General features: G+C 37.7%; 12 protein-coding genes. 9 read left to right on the top strand and 3 right to left on the bottom strand.

The window, feature by feature from the left end; genetic code table 11:
- Positions 1-3: 3 nt before the first annotated feature.
- The gene (murA, locus tag EGI26_RS00925; protein ID WP_255075728.1) at positions 4-1,308 is read left to right on the top strand and encodes a UDP-N-acetylglucosamine 1-carboxyvinyltransferase; all 1,305 of its coding nucleotides are present in this window, start codon (positions 4-6) and stop codon (positions 1,306-1,308) included.
- A 169-nt stretch (positions 1,309-1,477) separates the two neighbouring features.
- Positions 1,478-2,773 carry a DEAD/DEAH box helicase gene (locus EGI26_RS00920; RefSeq protein WP_255075726.1) on the top strand — a complete coding sequence of 432 codons (1,296 nt, stop codon included), beginning with the start codon at positions 1,478-1,480 and terminating at the stop codon, positions 2,771-2,773.
- A gap of 75 nt (positions 2,774-2,848) precedes the next feature.
- Here the strand turns inward: EGI26_RS00920 and lysS are convergent, their stop codons facing one another.
- On the bottom strand, positions 2,849-4,564 hold the full coding sequence (lysS, locus tag EGI26_RS00915; protein WP_255075725.1) for a lysine--tRNA ligase: 1,716 nt from the start codon (positions 4,562-4,564) through the stop codon (positions 2,849-2,851).
- A 194-nt stretch (positions 4,565-4,758) separates the two neighbouring features.
- Here lysS and EGI26_RS00910 point away from each other — a divergent pair, with 194 nt between their 5' ends.
- From EGI26_RS00910 to EGI26_RS00895, 4 genes are read left to right on the top strand one after another with little or no spacing between them, the layout of a single operon-like run.
- Entirely contained in the window at positions 4,759-7,404 is a 2,646-nt protein-coding gene (locus EGI26_RS00910; RefSeq protein ID WP_255075723.1) for a TonB-dependent receptor, read from the top strand.
- 40 nt (positions 7,405-7,444) lie between these two features.
- Complete coding sequence (locus EGI26_RS00905) at positions 7,445-9,004, top strand: glycoside hydrolase family 10 protein (RefSeq protein ID WP_255075722.1); 1,560 nt, start codon at positions 7,445-7,447, stop codon at positions 9,002-9,004.
- 3 nt (positions 9,005-9,007) lie between these two features.
- Positions 9,008-9,538 (top strand): DinB family protein, encoded by a 531-nt coding sequence (locus EGI26_RS00900; protein ID WP_255075721.1) that lies wholly within the window; start codon positions 9,008-9,010, stop codon positions 9,536-9,538.
- A complete protein-coding gene (locus tag EGI26_RS00895) occupies positions 9,531-10,142 on the top strand; it encodes a hypothetical protein (protein ID WP_255075720.1) in 612 nt (203 codons plus the stop codon). The genes EGI26_RS00900 and EGI26_RS00895 overlap by 8 nt, the downstream gene beginning before the upstream one ends.
- A 7-nt stretch (positions 10,143-10,149) precedes the next feature.
- Here the strand turns inward: EGI26_RS00895 and EGI26_RS00890 are convergent, their stop codons facing one another.
- Positions 10,150-12,795, bottom strand: a complete 2,646-nt coding sequence (locus tag EGI26_RS00890) for an MGH1-like glycoside hydrolase domain-containing protein (RefSeq protein WP_255075718.1) — start codon at positions 12,793-12,795, stop codon at positions 10,150-10,152.
- A 103-nt stretch (positions 12,796-12,898) separates the two neighbouring features.
- On the bottom strand, positions 12,899-13,666 hold the full coding sequence (locus tag EGI26_RS00885) for a biotin--[acetyl-CoA-carboxylase] ligase (protein ID WP_255075717.1): 768 nt from the start codon (positions 13,664-13,666) through the stop codon (positions 12,899-12,901).
- 93 nt (positions 13,667-13,759) lie between these two features.
- Between EGI26_RS00885 and rsfS the strand changes: the two genes are divergently transcribed.
- The 3 genes from rsfS (at position 13,760) to EGI26_RS00870 (ending at position 18,714) form a co-directional block, all read left to right on the top strand.
- The gene (gene rsfS, locus EGI26_RS00880; protein ID WP_255036839.1) at positions 13,760-14,152 is read left to right on the top strand and encodes a ribosome silencing factor; all 393 of its coding nucleotides are present in this window, start codon (positions 13,760-13,762) and stop codon (positions 14,150-14,152) included.
- A gap of 29 nt (positions 14,153-14,181) precedes the next feature.
- Positions 14,182-16,218, top strand: a complete 2,037-nt coding sequence (gene ftsH / locus EGI26_RS00875) for an ATP-dependent zinc metalloprotease FtsH (RefSeq protein ID WP_255075715.1) — start codon at positions 14,182-14,184, stop codon at positions 16,216-16,218.
- A 213-nt stretch (positions 16,219-16,431) separates the two neighbouring features.
- Positions 16,432-18,714, top strand: coding sequence for a hypothetical protein (locus EGI26_RS00870; RefSeq protein WP_255075714.1), 2,283 nt, complete (start codon positions 16,432-16,434; stop codon positions 18,712-18,714).
- Positions 18,715-18,791: the final 77 nt, after the last annotated feature.

The raw sequence follows: 18,791 nt of genomic DNA, 5'->3' as shown, positions 1-18,791 counted from the left end.
AATATGTCGTCATTTAAAATAACAGGAGGAAGGAAATTAAAAGGGGAGCTTGTTCCCCAAGGTGCAAAAAATGAGGCATTGCAGATATTGTGTGCTGTTTTGTTGACCAAAGAACCCGTAATTATTCACAATATCCCTAACATCAGAGACGTAAATAAACTCATGGAACTCTTGGAGGACATGGGAGTAAAGCGAAGCAAAATGGGTGAGGGTGTGTACAAATTCGAAGCCGATGATGTAAAGTTTGAATACTTCGAAACACAAGAATATAAAAACAAAGCCGCAGAACTCAGAGGATCAGTGATGTTACTTGGGCCTATGTTGGGTCGATTTGGAAGAGGAAAAGCTCCGAAACCAGGCGGTGACAAAATAGGCAGAAGGCCATTGGATACGCATTTCATCGGTTTTCAGAAATTGGGAGCAGAATTTTCGTATGACCCAGGCGATTCTTTCTATTCTATAGATGGTTCAAAAATGAAAGGCTCTTACATTTGGATGGAGGAGATTTCTGTAACAGGTACAGCCAATGTTTTGATGGCCGCGGTACTCACCGAAGGCACTACTACCATATATAACGCAGCTTGCGAGCCGTATTTGCAACAGTTGTGTAAGATGCTCAACAGTATGGGTGCCAAAATATCTGGTGTGGGTTCTAATTTGTTGGTTATAAAAGGTGTAAAGGAACTTCATGGATGTGAGCACACAATGTTGCCAGACATGATTGAGATTGGTAGTTTTATTGGTTTAGCAGCCATGACAGGTTCAGAGATAACCATCAAAAACTGTAGAATTCCTGAATTGGGAATCATACCGGATACCTTCAAGAAATTAGGTATCGAAATGGAATTTAGAGGAGATGATATTCATATTCCAGCTCAAACCAATTACAAAATAAGCACACTCATAGATGGCTCGATTCTAACCGTTTATGATGCTCCGTGGCCAGGTTTTACGCCTGACTTGATTTCAATCATTTTGGTAACCGCCATTCAAGCAAAAGGTACTGTTTTGATTCACCAAAAAATGTTTGAATCCAGATTGTTCTTTACTGATAAATTGATAGATATGGGTGCTCAGATTATACTTTGTGACCCGCACAGAGCCACTGTGATTGGCCTAAACAGAGAGTATAATTTGAGAGGAATCAGAATGACATCACCAGATATTCGTGCTGGGGTGGCATTATTAATCGCTGCTCTATCGGCTGACGGAACAAGCATAATTGATAATATTGAACAGATTGATAGAGGGTACCAAAACATCGACGCCCGCCTTAATGCTATAGGTGCTGAGATAGTTAGGGTATAGTTTTTGACTAAAAGAAATTTGATTTTAAAGCCATCTTTTGATGGCTTTTTTGCTTTAATAAGGTTTGGGAAAAACCGTGAAAGCTTCAGATAACCACAATCTGAATATTTAGCCGTACCTTTGCGTTTTAATCGAAGTACCAAAAACTGGTATTTCAAAATACCAATTTATGTCATTCGAAAATTTAGGACTCTCCAGTCCGATACTGCAAGCAGTAAAAGAAAAAGGTTATATCACTCCTTCACCGATTCAAGAAAAAGCCATTCCACTTGTTTTAGATAGAAAAGATATTTTGGCTTCGGCCCAAACAGGTACGGGTAAAACTGCAGGTTTTACTTTACCAATTTTGCAGATTTTATCTGCTACTCCTAACCAAGGACGAAGAAAAATTAGGTCATTAATACTTACTCCAACCAGAGAATTGGCCGCTCAGATATATGATAATATCAGAGAATACAGTGTTTATTTAGATATAAAATCAACGGTGGTTTTTGGTGGTGTAAACATCAATCCGCAGATTTCAACATTGAAAAATGGTGTAGATATTTTGGTAGCGACTCCCGGCCGATTATTGGATTTGCATGGACAAAGAGCTCTTTCGCTTGCCAATGTTGAGATTTTGGTGTTAGACGAAGCCGATAGAATGCTGGATATGGGTTTTGCAAAAGATATTAAGCGAGTTTTGGCCTTAGTGCCTGAACGTCGCCAGAATCTTTTGTTTTCTGCTACATTTTCATTGGAAATCAAGCAGTTGGCCGCAGGTATTTTACATGACCCAGAAATGGTGGAAGCTTCTCCTGAAAATACTACGGTAGAAAAAATTGATCAAAGAGTTATTTTAGCTGACAAGGGTAGAAAACCTTCCATGTTGGTAAAAATGATAAAAGAGGGTAATTGGGAACAGGTTTTGGTATTTACAAGAACAAAACACGGGGCCAATAAACTTACCGAAAAACTCCAAAAATCGGACATTGCTTCGGCTGCTATACACGGGAATAAATCTCAAGGTGCCAGAACAAAGGCTTTGGATGATTTTAAAAAGGGAGAAATTCAGGTTTTGGTGGCGACCGACATTGCTGCCAGAGGATTAGATATTCCACTTTTGCCACATGTAGTAAATTACGAACTGCCGAATGTTCCTGAAGATTATGTACACCGTATAGGCCGTACGGGTAGGGCAGGAGCTACTGGCGAAGCCGTTTCATTGGTTTGTAATGAAGAGTATGATTTCCTTAGAGGAATTGAGAAATTGTTGGGTCAGAAGTTTGTGAGAGAGACCATGACAGGTTACGAACCTACGGAAGAAGAAGAAATAGCACCTTCAAAATCAGAACACAGAAGACCTCAGAATAATAATTTCAGAAAGCCCAACGTACAAGGTGGAGGAGGTCGTTCACCTCACAGTGGCGGAGGAACTTCAACCTCTGAAAATAAAAAGCCCAAGAAGTTTTTTGGGAAGAGATAGTAGAAATCATTTTTAGAGCATAAAAAAATCAGCGACTCCAAAGGAATCGCTGATTTTTTGTTTAAAGTTATCTATCTATGCTATCCAAGCTTCCACTTCTTCTTTGCTTGGCATTTTTTCATCTATCTTAAGTTTTTTACGCATCCCGCCCAAGTCGTTGAAGACCTTGTTTGGATTGGCTTCTTTCAACGCAGGGATGGTGTAAAAGCCCATTTTTTGTAGAGCAGGTACCCAAACAGCAGGAACACCAACAGCTACATAATCTTCAGTTGTAGCTATTTCTACTTTTTTCTCAGGTCGCATTTGCGGGAAGAATAATACCTCCTGTATGCTTGCATTGTTTGTCAACATCATGGTTAATCGGTCAATTCCGATGCCAATACCTGCCGTTGGGGGCATGCCGTATTCCAAGGCTCTGATAAAGTCCTCGTCCAAAGCCATAGCTTCTTCGTCTCCCCTTTCGGCCAGTTTCAATTGCTCCTCAAAACGTTCTCGTTGATCGATTGGATCGTTTAATTCAGAATACGCATTAGCAACTTCTTTCCCGTTTATAAACAACTCAAAACGCTCAACCAAGCCTGGCTTGCTTCTGTGTTTTTTGGTCAATGGTGACATTTCTACTGGATAATCGATAATGAAAGTTGGCTGAATCAAATGTTCTTCCACTTTTTCGCCAAAAATCTCATCAATCAATTTCGCTTTACCCATGGTGTCGTCGATTTCCATGCCCCACTCTTTACATTTTTGGCGTAATTCCTCTTCTGACGAAGCATCAACATTTACTCCAGTATGTTTCTCTATAGCTTCTATGATCGAAAGACGCTGGAAAGGTCCTTGGAAATCTATTATATTGTCACCAAAAGGGAATTTGGTATCTTCATGCACCGCCAAAGCTACTTTTTCGAAAAGCTGCTCCGTGAATTCCATCATCCAATTGTAATCTTTATAGGCAACATAGAATTCTAAGGCTGTGTACTCAGGGTTATGGGTACGATCCATGCCTTCGTTTCTGAACATTTTGCCAAACTCATATACGCCATCAAACCCTCCAACAATCAATCTTTTTAGATACAATTCGTTGGCGATACGCATAAATAATGGCATATCTAGCGTGTTGTGATGCGTTTTAAATGGTCTTGCTGCGGCACCACCGTGAATAGGCTGTAATATGGGGGTTTCTACTTCTAACCAGCCCTTATCGTCAAAAACCTGACGCATAGTGCTGATTATTTTGGCTCTTTTTACAAAAATATCACGGTTTTCAGGATTTACAATTAGATCAACATAACGTTGACGAAACCTTTGCTCTGGGTCTGTAAAACCGTCATGTATATTTCCTTCTTCGTCACGTTTTACTACAGGAAGTGGCTTTAGTGATTTAGAAAGTAATTTGAACGATTTCACATGGATTGAAATCTCCCCAGTTTGTGTTTCAAAAACAAAGCCGTTGATGCCAACTATATCTCCGATGTCAAGGAGCTTTTTGAAAACCGTATTGTACATCGTTTTATCTTCGTTAGGGCATATTTCATCCCTATTTACGTACAATTGGATTCTGGCAGTTTCGTCTTGGATTTCAGCAAAAGAAGCTGAACCCATGATACGAAAACTCATCAAACGACCAGCTACACTCACGTCTTTAAAGTCGAACTTATTGTGTTTCCAGTGTTTGAGAATGTCTCTGATACTGGTATTGGTGGTAAAGCCCTCTGCTGGGTATGGCTCTATTCCCAACTTCATCAAATCTTCTCTTTTTTGCCTTCTGAGTATTTCTTGTTCGCTTAAAAGCATCTTTTTATTAAATGGTTTTCTTAAAAAATCGTGCAAAATTAACAATTTTTACCCAAAGAATGTTTGAAAACCTTAATTAATACGCCATTTTAGCCTTTTGGTTCTGAAAATGGTGAATTTTGAAATAAAAATAAAGAAAATGCTATTTTTGACGTTAATTAAATAAACTTTTTCACAGTAAAAAAATCCCCAAAATGAAATTTGTAAAAACATTACTTTTTTTTCTTTTTCCACTTTTAACAACCGCTCAGAACGTTACTATTAAAGGTAAGGTGATAGATGCCCAGTCGAAAGAAGGGCTGCCATCATGCAATATTTTTGTGAATGGTTCCACAATAGGTACAAACTCTGACCTTGACGGCAATTATCAATTTAATAATCTTATTGTTAAGGAGTTTGATTTGGTATTTTCGTATGTGGGATATAGGTCGGTAACAAAAAAAATAATTGCAAAAGATGCCGAAATTATTTCATTAGATGTAGAACTTATCCCCTCCGACAATCAGCTTACTGAGGTTCAGGTAAAATCAAAAAGGGATAAAAAATGGGAAAAACAACTGAAGAAATTCAGGACATATTTTTTAGGGGAAAGCAATTTTGCAGATATGTGCGAAATTGAAAATGCTTGGGTGATTGATTTTGAAGAAAAGGAAGATGGATTTCATGCCAAAGCTCTTGAGCCCATAAAGATTAAAAACCTTGCTTTGGGCTATAATATTACTTTCGATTTGACCGATTTTTTTGTAGGAAAAGACATTCATAAACTCGGAGGTAACGTGTACTTTACAGAAATGACACCAACAAGCAAAACCAAGCTTGAGGAATGGTTTGCTAATAGAGCCTTCTCTTACAAGAAATCACCAATTTTTATGTTTAAATCATTGGTTGATAGTAAATTACCTGAAGCTGGTTTTTCTTTGTTTGTGCCCAAGCCAGGCTCTAATGCTATCAGAACTGATAATTTTGACGCTGAATTGGGTAAGTCTGTGATAGAATATGAATCGAGTAAAATGGTAAGTTTGGGTAAGAGTCCTGAATTGAAGAAAATTTTTGTTGTCAATAATTTAGAGATTCACAACCAGTCTGTCAAGTCTGAACTACGGACTTATCAAGGCATAGACTATGGAATAAGTTGGATGCAAGTAAGAGGCAATAATGTGCATGTTAACAAAGAGGGAGTGCCCTTGAATCCTCAAGATATTGTGGTGTCAGGGGATATGGATTATTTGAAAGTTTCGGGTATGTTGCCAACAGATTACGACCCCAAAAGTTCGGCAAACGAAGCATATTTCTTAAAGTTTGAGAAGCCACCCTTTGCTGAGGCGGTGCATTTGCATACAGATAGAGAAGTTTATTATCAGGGAGATAAGTTATGGTTTAAAGTATATTTAAATTATTCATCCTTCGCTAAAGTTGACACTGCTAGTAAAGTGCTTTACGTACAGTTAATAGATGAGTCAAAGAAAATACAAGAAACACAGAAAATAGAAATCTCTAATGGGTTTGGACATGGAGCAGTGGTTTTACCTCTTGATTTACCCAAAGGAAATTATCAACTAAGGGCATTTACAAATTATATGCGAAATTTCGATGGTTTGATTTTCGAGACTTCAGTTCCTGTGCTGTCACGAAATGAAAAAATCATAGTCCAAGAAGCAGGAATTTCAGAGAATGAAGATGATAAAATTAAAGTAAAAATTGAAAAATTTGACACGAAAACAGGCGAAATTTATTTTGAATTCAAAGATTTGAACGACAATCCAATTGGTGCAAATGTTTCTTTGTCAGTAACTAATCCCCTTTATTCTCCAGAATTGAATTTTAATACTGACATACGAAGGAATTTAAACTTAAAAAATTTGAATAAACCGAAATCAATGCCATTTTTGATGGATAAAGGCTTAGAAATAAATGGTATTTTTCTTGACAAAAAGCGTATTCCTGTTCAAAGTGAATTAAATGTCTTTGTGAATGATCTGCAGAATTTTAGTCAAACTGGATCAGACGTAAATGGTAACTTTGTATTTAAAGGGCTAACTTTTTATGGGCAATCAGATATTTATCTCCAGGCGGTTTCTAAGAAACTGAAAGAGAATATTTTTATCATTAAAAATGATGTTAATTATCCTGCAGTCAGTATTGCAGCCGTCGACTTTAAAGATAAAATTGTATCCCAAGCAGAACCAATTTTTAAAGAAATTGTAATTGAAAGTGTCGAAACGAAAGAAAAAACCAAAGACAAGAGACAAAAGATGCTCTATGGCAGACCGGATTATGTGATAGAAGAAAATGAAATAAATGCAACTAATGGAGTTACTGGCTTAATCAACAGTATCCTTAAAAAAGTGCCGAGTTTGCAAATGAGAGGAAGTAATTTCGTTCTTAGGGGCGGGGCAACTTCTGTTTATAATTCCAGTGCGGCATTAATTTTGATAGATGGAGTTCCGATGGGCAGTATAAATTCTGTAAACCCTAACAATGTTTTGCGAGTTGAAGTGGTAGCAAGGATGTCGAATATGTATGGTGACTTAGGGAAGAATGGTATTGTGTCGATATTTCAAAAGGATAAGGAAAGTGTATCAGATGATGTTTCCGACAAAAACTTTACAAAGGTGGCCATAGAGGGTTATAAAGTATCAGAGATATTTACTCCTCAGAGTATAAAAATGACATTGAATGAGAGTTTACCAACTTCTTATTGGAACCCAGAAATAATTACAGATGAAAAAGGTAAAGCCATAATTAGTATCGGAGAAAATCCGATTTTACCATTAAAGATTAGTATAGAGGGCGTAAGTCAAAACAATGTTCCATTTAGAAAAGTGTTTTATTTGAAGTGAAATCTTAGTAATTTTGATAGTTAAAGTGTTTTTTTATTGAATGAAATATAAATTATTGCTCTTAATTGTAGTAGTTATTCTAGGGCAATGTACTCCTAAGAACACACCAAAGCGTCCAGTAATAGTAAATAAGGAAGAGGTACTTTTTCCTAAAAGAGAATTTCGTGCTGCTTGGATAGCTACCATCGATAATATTGATTGGCCCTCAAAGAAAACTTTGAGTTCAGATCAGCAACAGGATGAGTTTATCCATATTGTTGATACTCATAAAAAAATTGGAATTAATGCTGTTTTTGTGCAAGTTCGAGCAGCTTCTGATGCCTTTTATTCCACTAGTACCGAGCCTTGGTCTGAGTGGCTTACAGGAACACAGGGCAAAGCCCCAGAGCCTTTCTACGACCCACTCAAATTTATGATTGACGAAACGCATGAGAGAAACATGGAGTTTCATGCATGGCTCAATCTCAACAGAGGTACCCAAAAAAACGCTAAATCGCTTGCTAAAGACCACATTACTAAGCTACATCCTGAGTGGTTTGTAAGTTATGGTGGTTATAAATTATATAATTTTGGTCTACCTGAAGTAAGAGAGTATATTCAAGGTGTAGTTGTGAATTTGGTCAAAAATTATGATATAGATGGCCTGCATTTTGATGATTATTTCTATCCTTACGCCATCGAAGGCGAGACTTTCGATGATTCGGAGACTTTTAAAGAACACGGATCGGAATTTTCCAATATTGGAGACTGGAGGAGAAATAACATAAACACACTCATTAAAGATATATCGAGAGCAATAAATGCCGAGAAAAAATGGGTTAAATTCGGTGTTAGTCCAGCAGGAGTTTGGAGAAACGAATCTCCAAAAAATGAAGGCTCGCCGACTAGAGGCTTGTCATCTTTTGACGATTTGTATGCTGATACCCGAAAGTGGGTAAATTCTGGATGGATTGATTATATTGCTCCACAAGTATATTTTGCATTTGATCACGTTAGAGTACCTTACAAGTCTTTGGTAGATTGGTGGACAGAAAATCATGGAAATAGACATTTGTATATTGGACATAGTGTTTATAAAGTAGACAAGAACTCTTCTGAGAAGTCATGGAAAACTGCGGGCCAAATTGGGAAACAGGTAAGGAGCAATCTAAAATCAGAAGAAATTTCAGGAAGTATTTTTTTTAGTTCTAAATATTTGATTTCTAATAATTTAGGTATTTCTGATACTTTGAAAAATATTTACAAATATCCTGCACTACTCCCTTCTATGCCGTGGAAGGATGGCAATGCTCCCAATAGTCCTGTTTCCCTCCAAGCTAAAAGGGTTGATAATTTTGGTGCCGAAGTCACCTGGAAGCTACCCTCGAAACTTTCTTTGAACAGAGAAAATATTCAAAGTTTTGTGTTGTATCGGTTTGATGAATTTGATGAGATAAATCTTGAAAACCCAAAGAAAATTATCTCGATAATTAGGAATGAGGGGGTTTTAAAATACACCGACAAAAACGCCTCAAAAAGGAAAAGCTATTATTATGTAATTACGGCATTAGATAGGCTGCACAACGAAAGTGGGCCAAGTAATCAGTTTTATTTAAAATAGAATATGAACAATAGCAACACTTTAAAAGAAATAGAAAATGCATTTGGTGTGCTAACTGAATGCAATCAAAGGCTTAGCCCAGAGCAATTCGCTTTTGTTTCTAATCCTGAGAAATGGTCTTTGGCTCAAATGTATGAGCACATTTGTGAATCTTCTAAAAAATTCTTCCTAGCCAATATCAAAAGATGCCTAGAACAAAGAGGCGGGCAAATAGGAGGCGAAAAGACTATGGAAGGCGAATGGGTAATGAATAACAATGGCTTTCCGAACAAAAAAGTAAAAATGCCAGAGGCATTTGGGATGGTAATATATACGGGCAAGCCCCAAAAAGAATATCTTTTGGAAATAGAAGAGATTTTAAATTCTGCCAGAGATTTGGTAGAGATGATAAATCAAGACGGCGGAGATTATAAAACAAAACACCCGGTCTTTGGTTTTTTTAATGCTCAAGAATGGTTTAGGAACCTGGAAATGCACACTAGGCATCACCTAAGGCAAATGGCTGAGCTAGAGACCTTAGCAGCTCATGTCTGATATAAAATATCGTCTTTATCCTACCTTACTCAACGAGTTTGGGAAATACCTGAGTTCGCCCACTTTGGAAATGAGAACTCAACTACTCAACAGGATAAATCGCATAAGAGATTTTGATGATGCCACTCTCAAAAGAATGAAAAAGGGGTCGAATTTTGAGGAAGCAGTTCTCAAAAATAAACCGCATGCTTTTGAGAATCAAATAGTTGAAAAAGTAAGGAACATGTTGCCTACTTCCCGAGTGGAGCAAATGCCCATAAAATTCACCCACCAAAACATTCAGTTCTACGGCTTTGCTGATGTGGTTGGAGAAGGCAAAGTGATCGACATCAAAACAACTTCAAGTTACAAACCCAACAAGTTTCAGCACAATTTCCAGAATTTATACATGTATGCCCTCAAAGACAGAGGCTGTACGGAGATGGAATATATCATCTACGATTTCAAAGAAATCCATATTGAAACCTACTACATAGCTACTTACGACTTCTCTGCCATGCTCCACCACATGGAGCTTTTCACCGAATTCCTCGAAGACAACCGCCAGTTTATCACCGACAAAAAGATATTTGTTGAGGAAGGGAGTGGAGGGTTGTTTGGGTGAGAGTCCCTCACTTCTTCTCATTCACCTCCTGAATCAAATCCGCCACTAAGCCTGTCCAGCCTGTTTGGTGGGCGGCTCCGAGGCCCTTGCCGTTGTCGCCATGGAAATACTCGTAGAAATGGTAGTAGTCTTTAAAGTCTTTATCTTTGTTAAACTTTTCAACACTGCCCATAAACGGTTTGTTGCCATCTTCGCCTTTTTTAAAGATGTTGATTAAACGCTCCGATATTTGCAAGGCAGCTTCTCTTATCGTAACAATCTCCCCTGAGTTTGTTGGATACTCTACTTCATAATCTTCGCCATAATAGTTGGAGTATTTATGCAAAGAGTCTATTATCAGGTAGTTAAGTGGGAACCAAACTGGCCCACGCCAATTGGAATTTCCGCCCATAATGGTCAGGTCAGACTCACCTGGGGTGTATTTTACATTCAGGTGTTCGCCATGTAGATTAAAATGATACGGATTTTCCAAGTGGAATTTCGACATGGATCTTATGCCATAGTCCGACAAGAACTCACTTTCGTCGAATAGACGCTTGAAAACCATTTTCATTCTATGTCCTCTCAATAATGAAAGTAAGTGTGTTTCACCCTTGCCTGGCTCATGCCACCTTGATATCAACCCTGCCAAGTCAGGTCTATTTTTAAGAATCCACTCCAATCGACGTTTAAAGTCAGGCAGTTTTTGTAATAAATCTTCACTAATAACTTCCACAGCACAAAGCGGTATCAACCCTACCAAAGATCTGATTTTTAGAAATAGAGTATTGGCGTTTGGTGTGTATATTTTATCATAGTAAAACTGATCTTCTTCATCCCAAAGTCCATTTCCTTCTTCGTCCATAGGCTTGTTTATGGCAGCGGCTATGTATAGAAAATGCTCAAAAAACTTAGAGGCCATGTCTTGGTACGCTGGTCGCTCTAGAGATATTTCACAGGCGATTTTCAGCATATTAAGCGTATAAATAGCCATCCAGCCTGTAGCATCTGCTTGCTGAAGTTTTACACCGGGAATCTGTGCATTTCTGTCAAAAACCCCGATATTATCAAGCCCTAAAAATCCGCCACCAAAAATATTATTGCCGTCTTCGTCCTTTTGATTTACCCACCAAGTAAAGTTTAGGAGTAGTTTGTGGAAAATTCTCTCCAAAAAGCCAACATCACCTTTTCCACCGTTCATTTCTTTGTCTATTTCATACACTTTCCATGTAGCCCAAGCATGTACTGGTGGGTTTACGTCAGAGAAATTCCATTCGTATGCAGGTATTTGTCCGTTCGGGTGCATGTAATATTCTCTAAGCACGACAGCCAGCTGTCTTTTGGCAAAGTCAGGGTCTATTCGTGCCAAAGTGGCTGTATGGAATGCCAAATCCCAAGCAGCAAACCATGGGTATTCCCACTTGTCTGGCATTGAAAGTATATTGGCCATGTAGGCATGTTTCCAAGGAGAATTTCGCTCAAATGCTCTTCCTCTAAATTCAAATGGCATTTTTGGGTCGCCATTCATCCACTGGTCAATGTTATAATAGTAAAATTGTTTACTCCACATCATTCCTGCAAATGCTTGCCTTTGTATGGCTCTTTCTTCTTGGCTTTTTATGTCTTTTTGAACAATCTCATAAAAATCGTCGGCAACTTTAACGCTCTCCGTAAAGATGTCTTCAAAGTCTTGAAAGGGTTCTTTTAGGTTGGTTTTGTCTGAAAATCTAAGACAGAAGGTCTCAGAGCTCCCCGCTTTTATTTTTTTTGAATATTTTGCGGAGGCCTTAGTGCCAATATTATTTGGGTTTATTGCCTTTTCTTTTCCATGAATCACGTAGTTGTTTATGCCGTCTTTCGTGTATAAGCTTTGGTTTTCTTTACCAAATACCCGTTCCATATTGGTTTCATTTTCACAAAAAAGCAATTGGTCTGCGTCTAAACAGTAAAGTTTCATTCGTTCAAACAACCTATGGTTTACCTCAATTTGACTATTGGATATGCCAGAAAGTATAGGTTTTTTTTCGAATTCTTCATAACCCCACGACCAAGTGTTTCTGAACCAAATAGTTGGTAATAAAGTCAAAGGGGCGTCTTTTTTACTTCTATTGGTAGCAGTTATTTTTATGCAGATATCGTTTACGTCTTTTTTAGCATATTCTATAAAAATATCGAAGTAATTATCAGTATCAAATATCCCCGTATCTATAATTTCAAACTCGTCCTCTTTTATACTTCTGTGATTGTTTGTGGTAGTTATTTTTTCATATGGAAAAGCCTCTATTGGGTATTTATAAAGCATTTTCATGTAAGAATGTGTAGGCGTACTGTCAAGATAATAGTATAATTCTTTTACGTCTTCTCCATGATTGCCTTCGTTGTTTGTCAGCCCAAATAATCTTTCCTTCAGTATGGAATCTTTGTGGTTCCAAAGAGCTAATGCAAAACAAATATGCTGTTTGTTGTCTGAAATTCCTCCAATACCGTCTTCGCCCCACCTATAGGCTCTAGAACGAGCCATGTCGTGTGTCAGGTAGTTCCAAGCATCGCCATAAACACTGTAGTCTTCTCTTACAGTGCCCCATTGACGCTCTGAAAGGTATGGTCCCCATTTTTTCCAGCCCTTGTTGTCTGTTCTTTCTAAAAGCCTTTTTCTTTCTGTATTTGATTCCATAGGTTAAAAATAATCCTTCCAGCTTTTGGTTTTTTAGGTTGTTTTTTCGTTTTGTATATTTGCAAAAATATTATTTTGTTCGACTTACCCAAAATTCTCAAGGTTAATCATCAAAAAGATATTCTATTTCCTTGATATTGTAATATTTTTCTGTGTTTTGACTTATTATTTTCAAAAGCCCGTTTTCAGTTACACCAGTTATTTTGCCTTCCACTATTCCTTCAGAAGTCCTAAACAATCGCTTTTCGTTTTTGGCAAACAGGTTGTCGAAATACTTTTTCTGTATTTCATTTGTTTGGCCTTCTTTCAAAACATCAAGATTTTGTTCTAAAAATTCGCATATTTTTTCTGCAATGGCATCTCTATTGAATACCATTTGCGGAAATTCCAAAACGAGAGAGCTTGCTCTTGGGTTTTCAAATTTAGTTTGGTGGATGTTTAAGCCGATTCCAATGATGGAGTTTCCCATTTTTTGCCCTAAAATGCTATTTTCTATCAGGATGCCACCTATTTTTTTCTGATTCAGATAAATGTCATTGGGCCATTTTATGGATAAATTAGAAACTCCAAATGAATTTAAAGCCTCAAATACCGATACAGCAACGGAAATGCTTAGGTTAAATTGGTGTTCGATTTTTATAAAAGAAGTTTTAAGAATAATGCTCATCAGAAGGTTTTCTCCAGGGGTACTTTCCCATACATTTCCCCGCTGACCTTTTCCTGCGGTTTGGTGGTCGGCAATTATGACAGTTCCGTCAATAAATTCTTTATTTTGAATTATTTCGCTTGCAATGTCGTTGGTAGAGTGACAAGATGGCAGAAATACTAGATTTTTGCCGACAAATAAAGTTTTGGGCTGAATATTGACCAAAATAAATTAATTTAGCGTTTTATAGAAAATCTGCGACGTAAGAGTTTTTTATGCTTTTCTTACCGCTCGCAAATTTAACCAATTTACAGTTTAATGAAGAAAAAGATTTCGAGTGAGGTATTGTGCGATTCCATTATTAACGGGATGCAAGAGAAGAAAGGTTTTGATATCATAAAGATGGATTTAAGGAAGATTCAGGGTGCTATTACGGACTTTTTTGTTATTTGCTCCGGTAGTTCCGACACACAAATAGATGCCATTGCTGGCTCAGTAGACGAAGAGGTGTTCAAGTCTACCAAAGAATCTCCTTGGCACAAGGAGGGTATTCAAAATAAAGAGTGGATATTATTAGATTATGTTGACGTGGTCGTTCACGTTTTCAAAAAGGATCGTCGTGAATTCTATGACATTGAGTCGCTTTGGGGCGATGCCGATTGTACATATTATGGCGATACATTGAAACCTTCTCTAACTCCGCTTAGTTAAACAACCAAAGATTTTATTTAAAATTTAATATGTCTGAAAGCAACAACAACAATTCTTCGGATAAACCGAAGAAGAAGCTGACTCCAAATCCTGGTGGGCTTCAAGGATGGGTAGTGGCGGCTTTAATATTAGCCATCATGGGTCTGGTATTTTTTAGTAGTACAAATAAGCTAGGATCTGTGCCTTACAAGTCGTTTGAGAAAATGGTGATAGACGGAGACGTACAGAAGGTTTTCTTGGTTAAAGGTACTAATTCGTTAGAAATAAACCTTTCTCCCTCGGCCCTTACAAAACCCGAATACAAGGCAAAACTGGCCAATAATAAATTTTCAACTGGGCCTCATCTTCGTGTGGACATCGTATCGGAAGACTCGTTTATGTATGAGTACAATAACTTCCTGAAAACTGCCGCCATTCCTGAGGATATTAAAGGCACACTGTATCCAGAAACAGTCACGAGAAGTGACTATATGAATATTTTTTGGCAATGGTTCCCTATATTGTTCTTTTTTGGATTAATGTACTTTATCATGACGAGAATGTCAGGTGGAGGTCCGGGAGGTGCATTGTTCAATATAGGAAAATCTAAAGCGGCTCTTTTTGATGCTGACAATAAAGTTAAAATTACTTTTCAAGACGTAGCGGGTTTAGATGAGGCCAAAGAAGAACTTACTGAGATTGTAGAGTTTTTGAAAAAACCAGGCAAATATACTGAGCTGGGTGGAAAAATACCGAAAGGAGCCTTATTGGTAGGCCCTCCAGGAACAGGTAAAACGTTGATGGCTAAGGCTGTAGCAGGTGAGGCGAGCGTGCCGTTTTTCTCGCTTTCGGGTTCTGACTTTGTTGAGATGTTTGTGGGTGTAGGAGCTGCCAGAGTAAGAGACTTGTTTAAACAAGCCAAAGAAAAAGCACCTTGTATCATATTTATTGATGAAATAGATGCTGTAGGTCGTTCCCGTGGAAAAGGCTCTATGCCAGGCGGAAATGACGAAAGAGAGAATACACTGAACTCACTTTTGGTAGAAATGGATGGTTTTGGATCGGATTCTGGAATTATTATTTTAGCAGCGACCAACCGTCCAGATGTTTTAGACCCAGCCTTGTTAAGACCAGGTAGATTTGACCGGCAGATAAGTGTAGATGTGCCTGATATCAACGGTCGTGAGGCAATATTCAAAGTTCACTTGAAGCCAATTAAGTTTGCAGAAGAAGTGGATCCTAAGAAATTGGCCGCTCAAACTCCAGGATTTGCTGGTGCTGAAATTGCCAACGTTTGTAACGAAGCGGCTCTTTTGGCTGCACGAAGAGGCAAAAAGCAAGTGGAAATGAAGGATTTCCAAGATGCGATAGATAGAGAAATTGGTGGTTTGGAAAAACGGAATAAATTGATTTCGCCAGAGGAGAAAGAAATTGTAGCTTATCATGAAGCTGGTCATGCGATTGCTGGTTGGTTTTTAGAACACGCAAATCCTTTGGTTAAAGTTAGTATTGTTCCAAGAGGAATTGCGGCTTTGGGATATGCTCAATATTTGCCAAAAGAGCAGTATTTGTATCGTACAGAACAACTTTTCGATGAAATGTGCATGACCTTAGGCGGTAGAGCAGCTGAAGAAGTGATTTTCGGGAAAATATCAACAGGTGCATTGAGTGACTTGGAGAAAATCACAAAGTTGGCTTACAGTATGGTTACGGTATATGGTATGAACGAGAAGATCGGAAACGTAAGCTATTATGATTCCAAAGGTCAAAGTGAGTATTCGTTTACGAAGCCTTACTCTGAGCTTACCGCTCAAGTTATAGACGAGGAAGTTAAGAAAATGATTGATTTGGCGTATTCGGCCACCAAAGATCTGCTTTTAGAGCACCGTGACAAACTCGAAATACTGGCCAAAGCTTTGTTAGAAAGAGAAATCATTTATCAGCATGATTTAGTTGGGCTAATAGGTGAGAGGCCATTTGAAAAGCCTACTGTTTATCAAGAGTTTTTGGATAAAAAAGATGAAGTAGTTGTGACAGAGGGAGCCGACAAGGACCCCGAAGTAAATGACACTGCCGAAACGAAATAATAAAAGAACCCGAGGAATCGGGTTTTTTTATGCACTTTTTTCAGTGACAAGCAAATCCACAGAGTCCATGTAATGAAAGTTTAGGCAAAAATATTGATTCAGTCTCCAAAAATAGGTTGAAAATATAATTAAATACGATTAAATTTAAAGTCTATTTTACATAGGCACAGTATTTGTATTTACTAGTCTAAACCCAAAATGTGGCCTCCTAATATGCAAAAGTTTAAGTTTTTAGTTTTATTGGTTCTCCTTGCTGGGCAAGTTTTTGCTCAATCATCGACTTATCAATCCGAAAAGATTTTTGTTCATACAGACAAAGACAGCTATGCGGCTGGCGATACCATTTGGCTAAAAGCCTACGTTTTTGAGGCTACTTCTCATCATCTTTCACAAAAGAGCCAAGTAGTATATCTATTACTTCAAAATAAGCTGAATAAGATTATTAAAGAAGCCAAAGTAGTGGTGCAGAATGGACACGCTAATTCTCAACTGATCCTGCCTAAAAATTTGGTGGCTGGACAATATGAGTTAACTGCCTACACGCATTTGATGAGAAATTATAGTGAAAAAGCATTTTATACCAAGAATATAAAAATCGTAAGTACTATACCTGCTCCTGCAAGTTTATTAAGTGCTAAAAATCAGACCAAACCCGAAGTTGTTTTTTATCCAGAAGGCGGTCAGTTGGTTGACGGAATTTCAAGTAAGGTGGCTGTTAAATTCAATAACTTTCCTAGTTTACCAAAGACATTTGAAGGAAAGATTGAAGACAGTACTGGAAAGTTGGTAACCACTTTTTATCCTGATATACAGAAAATTGGAACATTCATACTCAAGCCGGCCTCTGGTATGAAGTATTATGCTGTTTTTACTCATGCAGGTAAGGTCTACAAAGAAATGTTGCCTGAAGCTCAAACTGTAGGTTATGTATTGGCTACAGATAATGTGGTTTTTTCGGATGGCGTACTTATAAATGTATTTACGAACAACAATGAACCCGCAAGGTTTAACATTGTAGCTCGCCAAAGAGCCGAAGTTATATTGAAATTACCCTTCGAAACTACGAGTTCAAATTTTAAGTTTGTTCTCAAAAATGATTTAGTGCCAAATGCCGGAGTAGTAGAAATTGCCGTTGAAGACTTGGAAGGAAAAGCAGTTTGCAAGCGACTGGTTTATTTTCTGACAAATGCAAAAAATAGTTTGTCTGTGAAAAACTACAAGCCCAATTTGCTTCCGAAAGGCAAAGTGAATTTCGATTTGATGGTCTTAGACGATAACCAAAAACCTATTCCAAATCTCGATTTATCTATTTCAGTGGTTGACGTTACTCCGTCAGCAGTATTTAGCCCGAAAGTAGAAATTATGCAAAACAGTCTTGTTTTTGATGCAGATTTTGAGTCCGAAATTCAAAAACTGGATTCGTTATTTGAATTTCAACCTACGGTTTCAAAGTTCTATTTGGATAACCTAATGATGACCCAAGATTGGAGAAAAGAAGCCAAGGCAACTAATTTTGTAGCTGAAAACAATCTTTCGATGAAGGCTTCTGTATCACAGAATCAGGCTCTGAAAAAGAATGAGAAACTGAAATTGTATTTTTGGGATAAAATCGGAATGAAATATCAAGAGACTGTGACGGATTCAAGCGGATATTTTGAAATCAGAGACCACTGGACGGATACCGTTAAGGTTTTGGCATCCAATGAAATGGGGGAATTTTTAGAGTTAAAATTTGATGACATTTACAGTCCTAAAGTTGAAGCTGCTGTTGCCAAGCCTGGGATTCCAATGAAGCCTTTGGCACTTGCAAATAGTCCTATTAAGCCAATTGCTCAGAAACCAAATACAGCTGTGCCAGCTAAATCTATGGCCTTGAAAGAGGTGGTAATCACCGGTCAAAAGAACAAAGATTTTAAAAACGATTTCAGACGACGTGCTTACAATTGGGAACCAGATTTTGCGACAAGCATATCCGTTGATTCTAGTTCTACTATTTCTAATTTGGTAGATTTGATAGAGAAAAACATTCCCGAATTATCAGGAAAACTCATCAATAAAAATGAGAATTGGGTGATGTTGGATGGAACAAGAGTGCCACTCGAATTCTTAAATTTAATCAAGCCATCAGATATTGTTTGGTTAGATTTTATACAAAAAAAGGAGAAAACTGTAAAACTTGGGCAGGAATCTGGCACTATAGTTAACCTTCTAACCTCAAAAGGAAATGATCTTTTTAGTGTTTATAAAAACAATAAATTTCAGACATTTATGGGCTACACGTATGCCAGAAATATATACGCTCCCAAATATACAAAGGCTGTTGCCAAACCTGATAGACGAAAGACCTTATATTGGAATCCGCTTCAGAAGACAGATATGTATGGAAAAACAAGTATAAGTTTTAATAATTCGGATTTGAGTAAAAAATACCTCATAACCGTATATGGAACAGATGGAAAGGGAAAAACCATTAGTCAGAGGACGCTGTTGAAGTAATTTGGATAAGAAAATGTATAATTAAATTGCAAAGGAGAATTTCTATTGAGTGATAAAAAAGAATGGTCGAGGATGTG

This window comes from Lacihabitans sp. CCS-44 (assembly GCF_024343735.1).
Taxonomy (GTDB): Bacteria; Bacteroidota; Bacteroidia; order Cytophagales; family Spirosomataceae; genus Leadbetterella.
Note: the sequence above shows the minus strand (reverse complement) of the source record. Positions and strands in the feature narration are given on the sequence as shown.

Bases quoted from the DNA above. Each gene is read 5' to 3' on its own strand.
- EGI26_RS00890 (WP_255075718.1), bottom strand. From the start codon at position 12,795: ATGGAATCAAATACAGAAAGAAAAAGGCTTTTAGAAAGAACAGACAAC.
- EGI26_RS00920 (WP_255075726.1), top strand. From the start codon at position 1,478: ATGTCATTCGAAAATTTAGGACTCTCCAGTCCGATACTGCAAGCAGTA.
- ftsH (WP_255075715.1), top strand. From the start codon at position 14,182: ATGTCTGAAAGCAACAACAACAATTCTTCGGATAAACCGAAGAAGAAG.
- rsfS (WP_255036839.1), top strand. From the start codon at position 13,760: ATGAAGAAAAAGATTTCGAGTGAGGTATTGTGCGATTCCATTATTAAC.
- EGI26_RS00870 (WP_255075714.1), top strand. From the start codon at position 16,432: ATGCAAAAGTTTAAGTTTTTAGTTTTATTGGTTCTCCTTGCTGGGCAA.
- murA (WP_255075728.1), top strand. From the start codon at position 4: ATGTCGTCATTTAAAATAACAGGAGGAAGGAAATTAAAAGGGGAGCTT.
- EGI26_RS00905 (WP_255075722.1), top strand. From the start codon at position 7,445: ATGAAATATAAATTATTGCTCTTAATTGTAGTAGTTATTCTAGGGCAA.
- lysS (WP_255075725.1), bottom strand. From the start codon at position 4,564: ATGCTTTTAAGCGAACAAGAAATACTCAGAAGGCAAAAAAGAGAAGAT.
- EGI26_RS00895 (WP_255075720.1), top strand. From the start codon at position 9,531: ATGTCTGATATAAAATATCGTCTTTATCCTACCTTACTCAACGAGTTT.
- EGI26_RS00900 (WP_255075721.1), top strand. From the start codon at position 9,008: ATGAACAATAGCAACACTTTAAAAGAAATAGAAAATGCATTTGGTGTG.
- EGI26_RS00910 (WP_255075723.1), top strand. From the start codon at position 4,759: ATGAAATTTGTAAAAACATTACTTTTTTTTCTTTTTCCACTTTTAACA.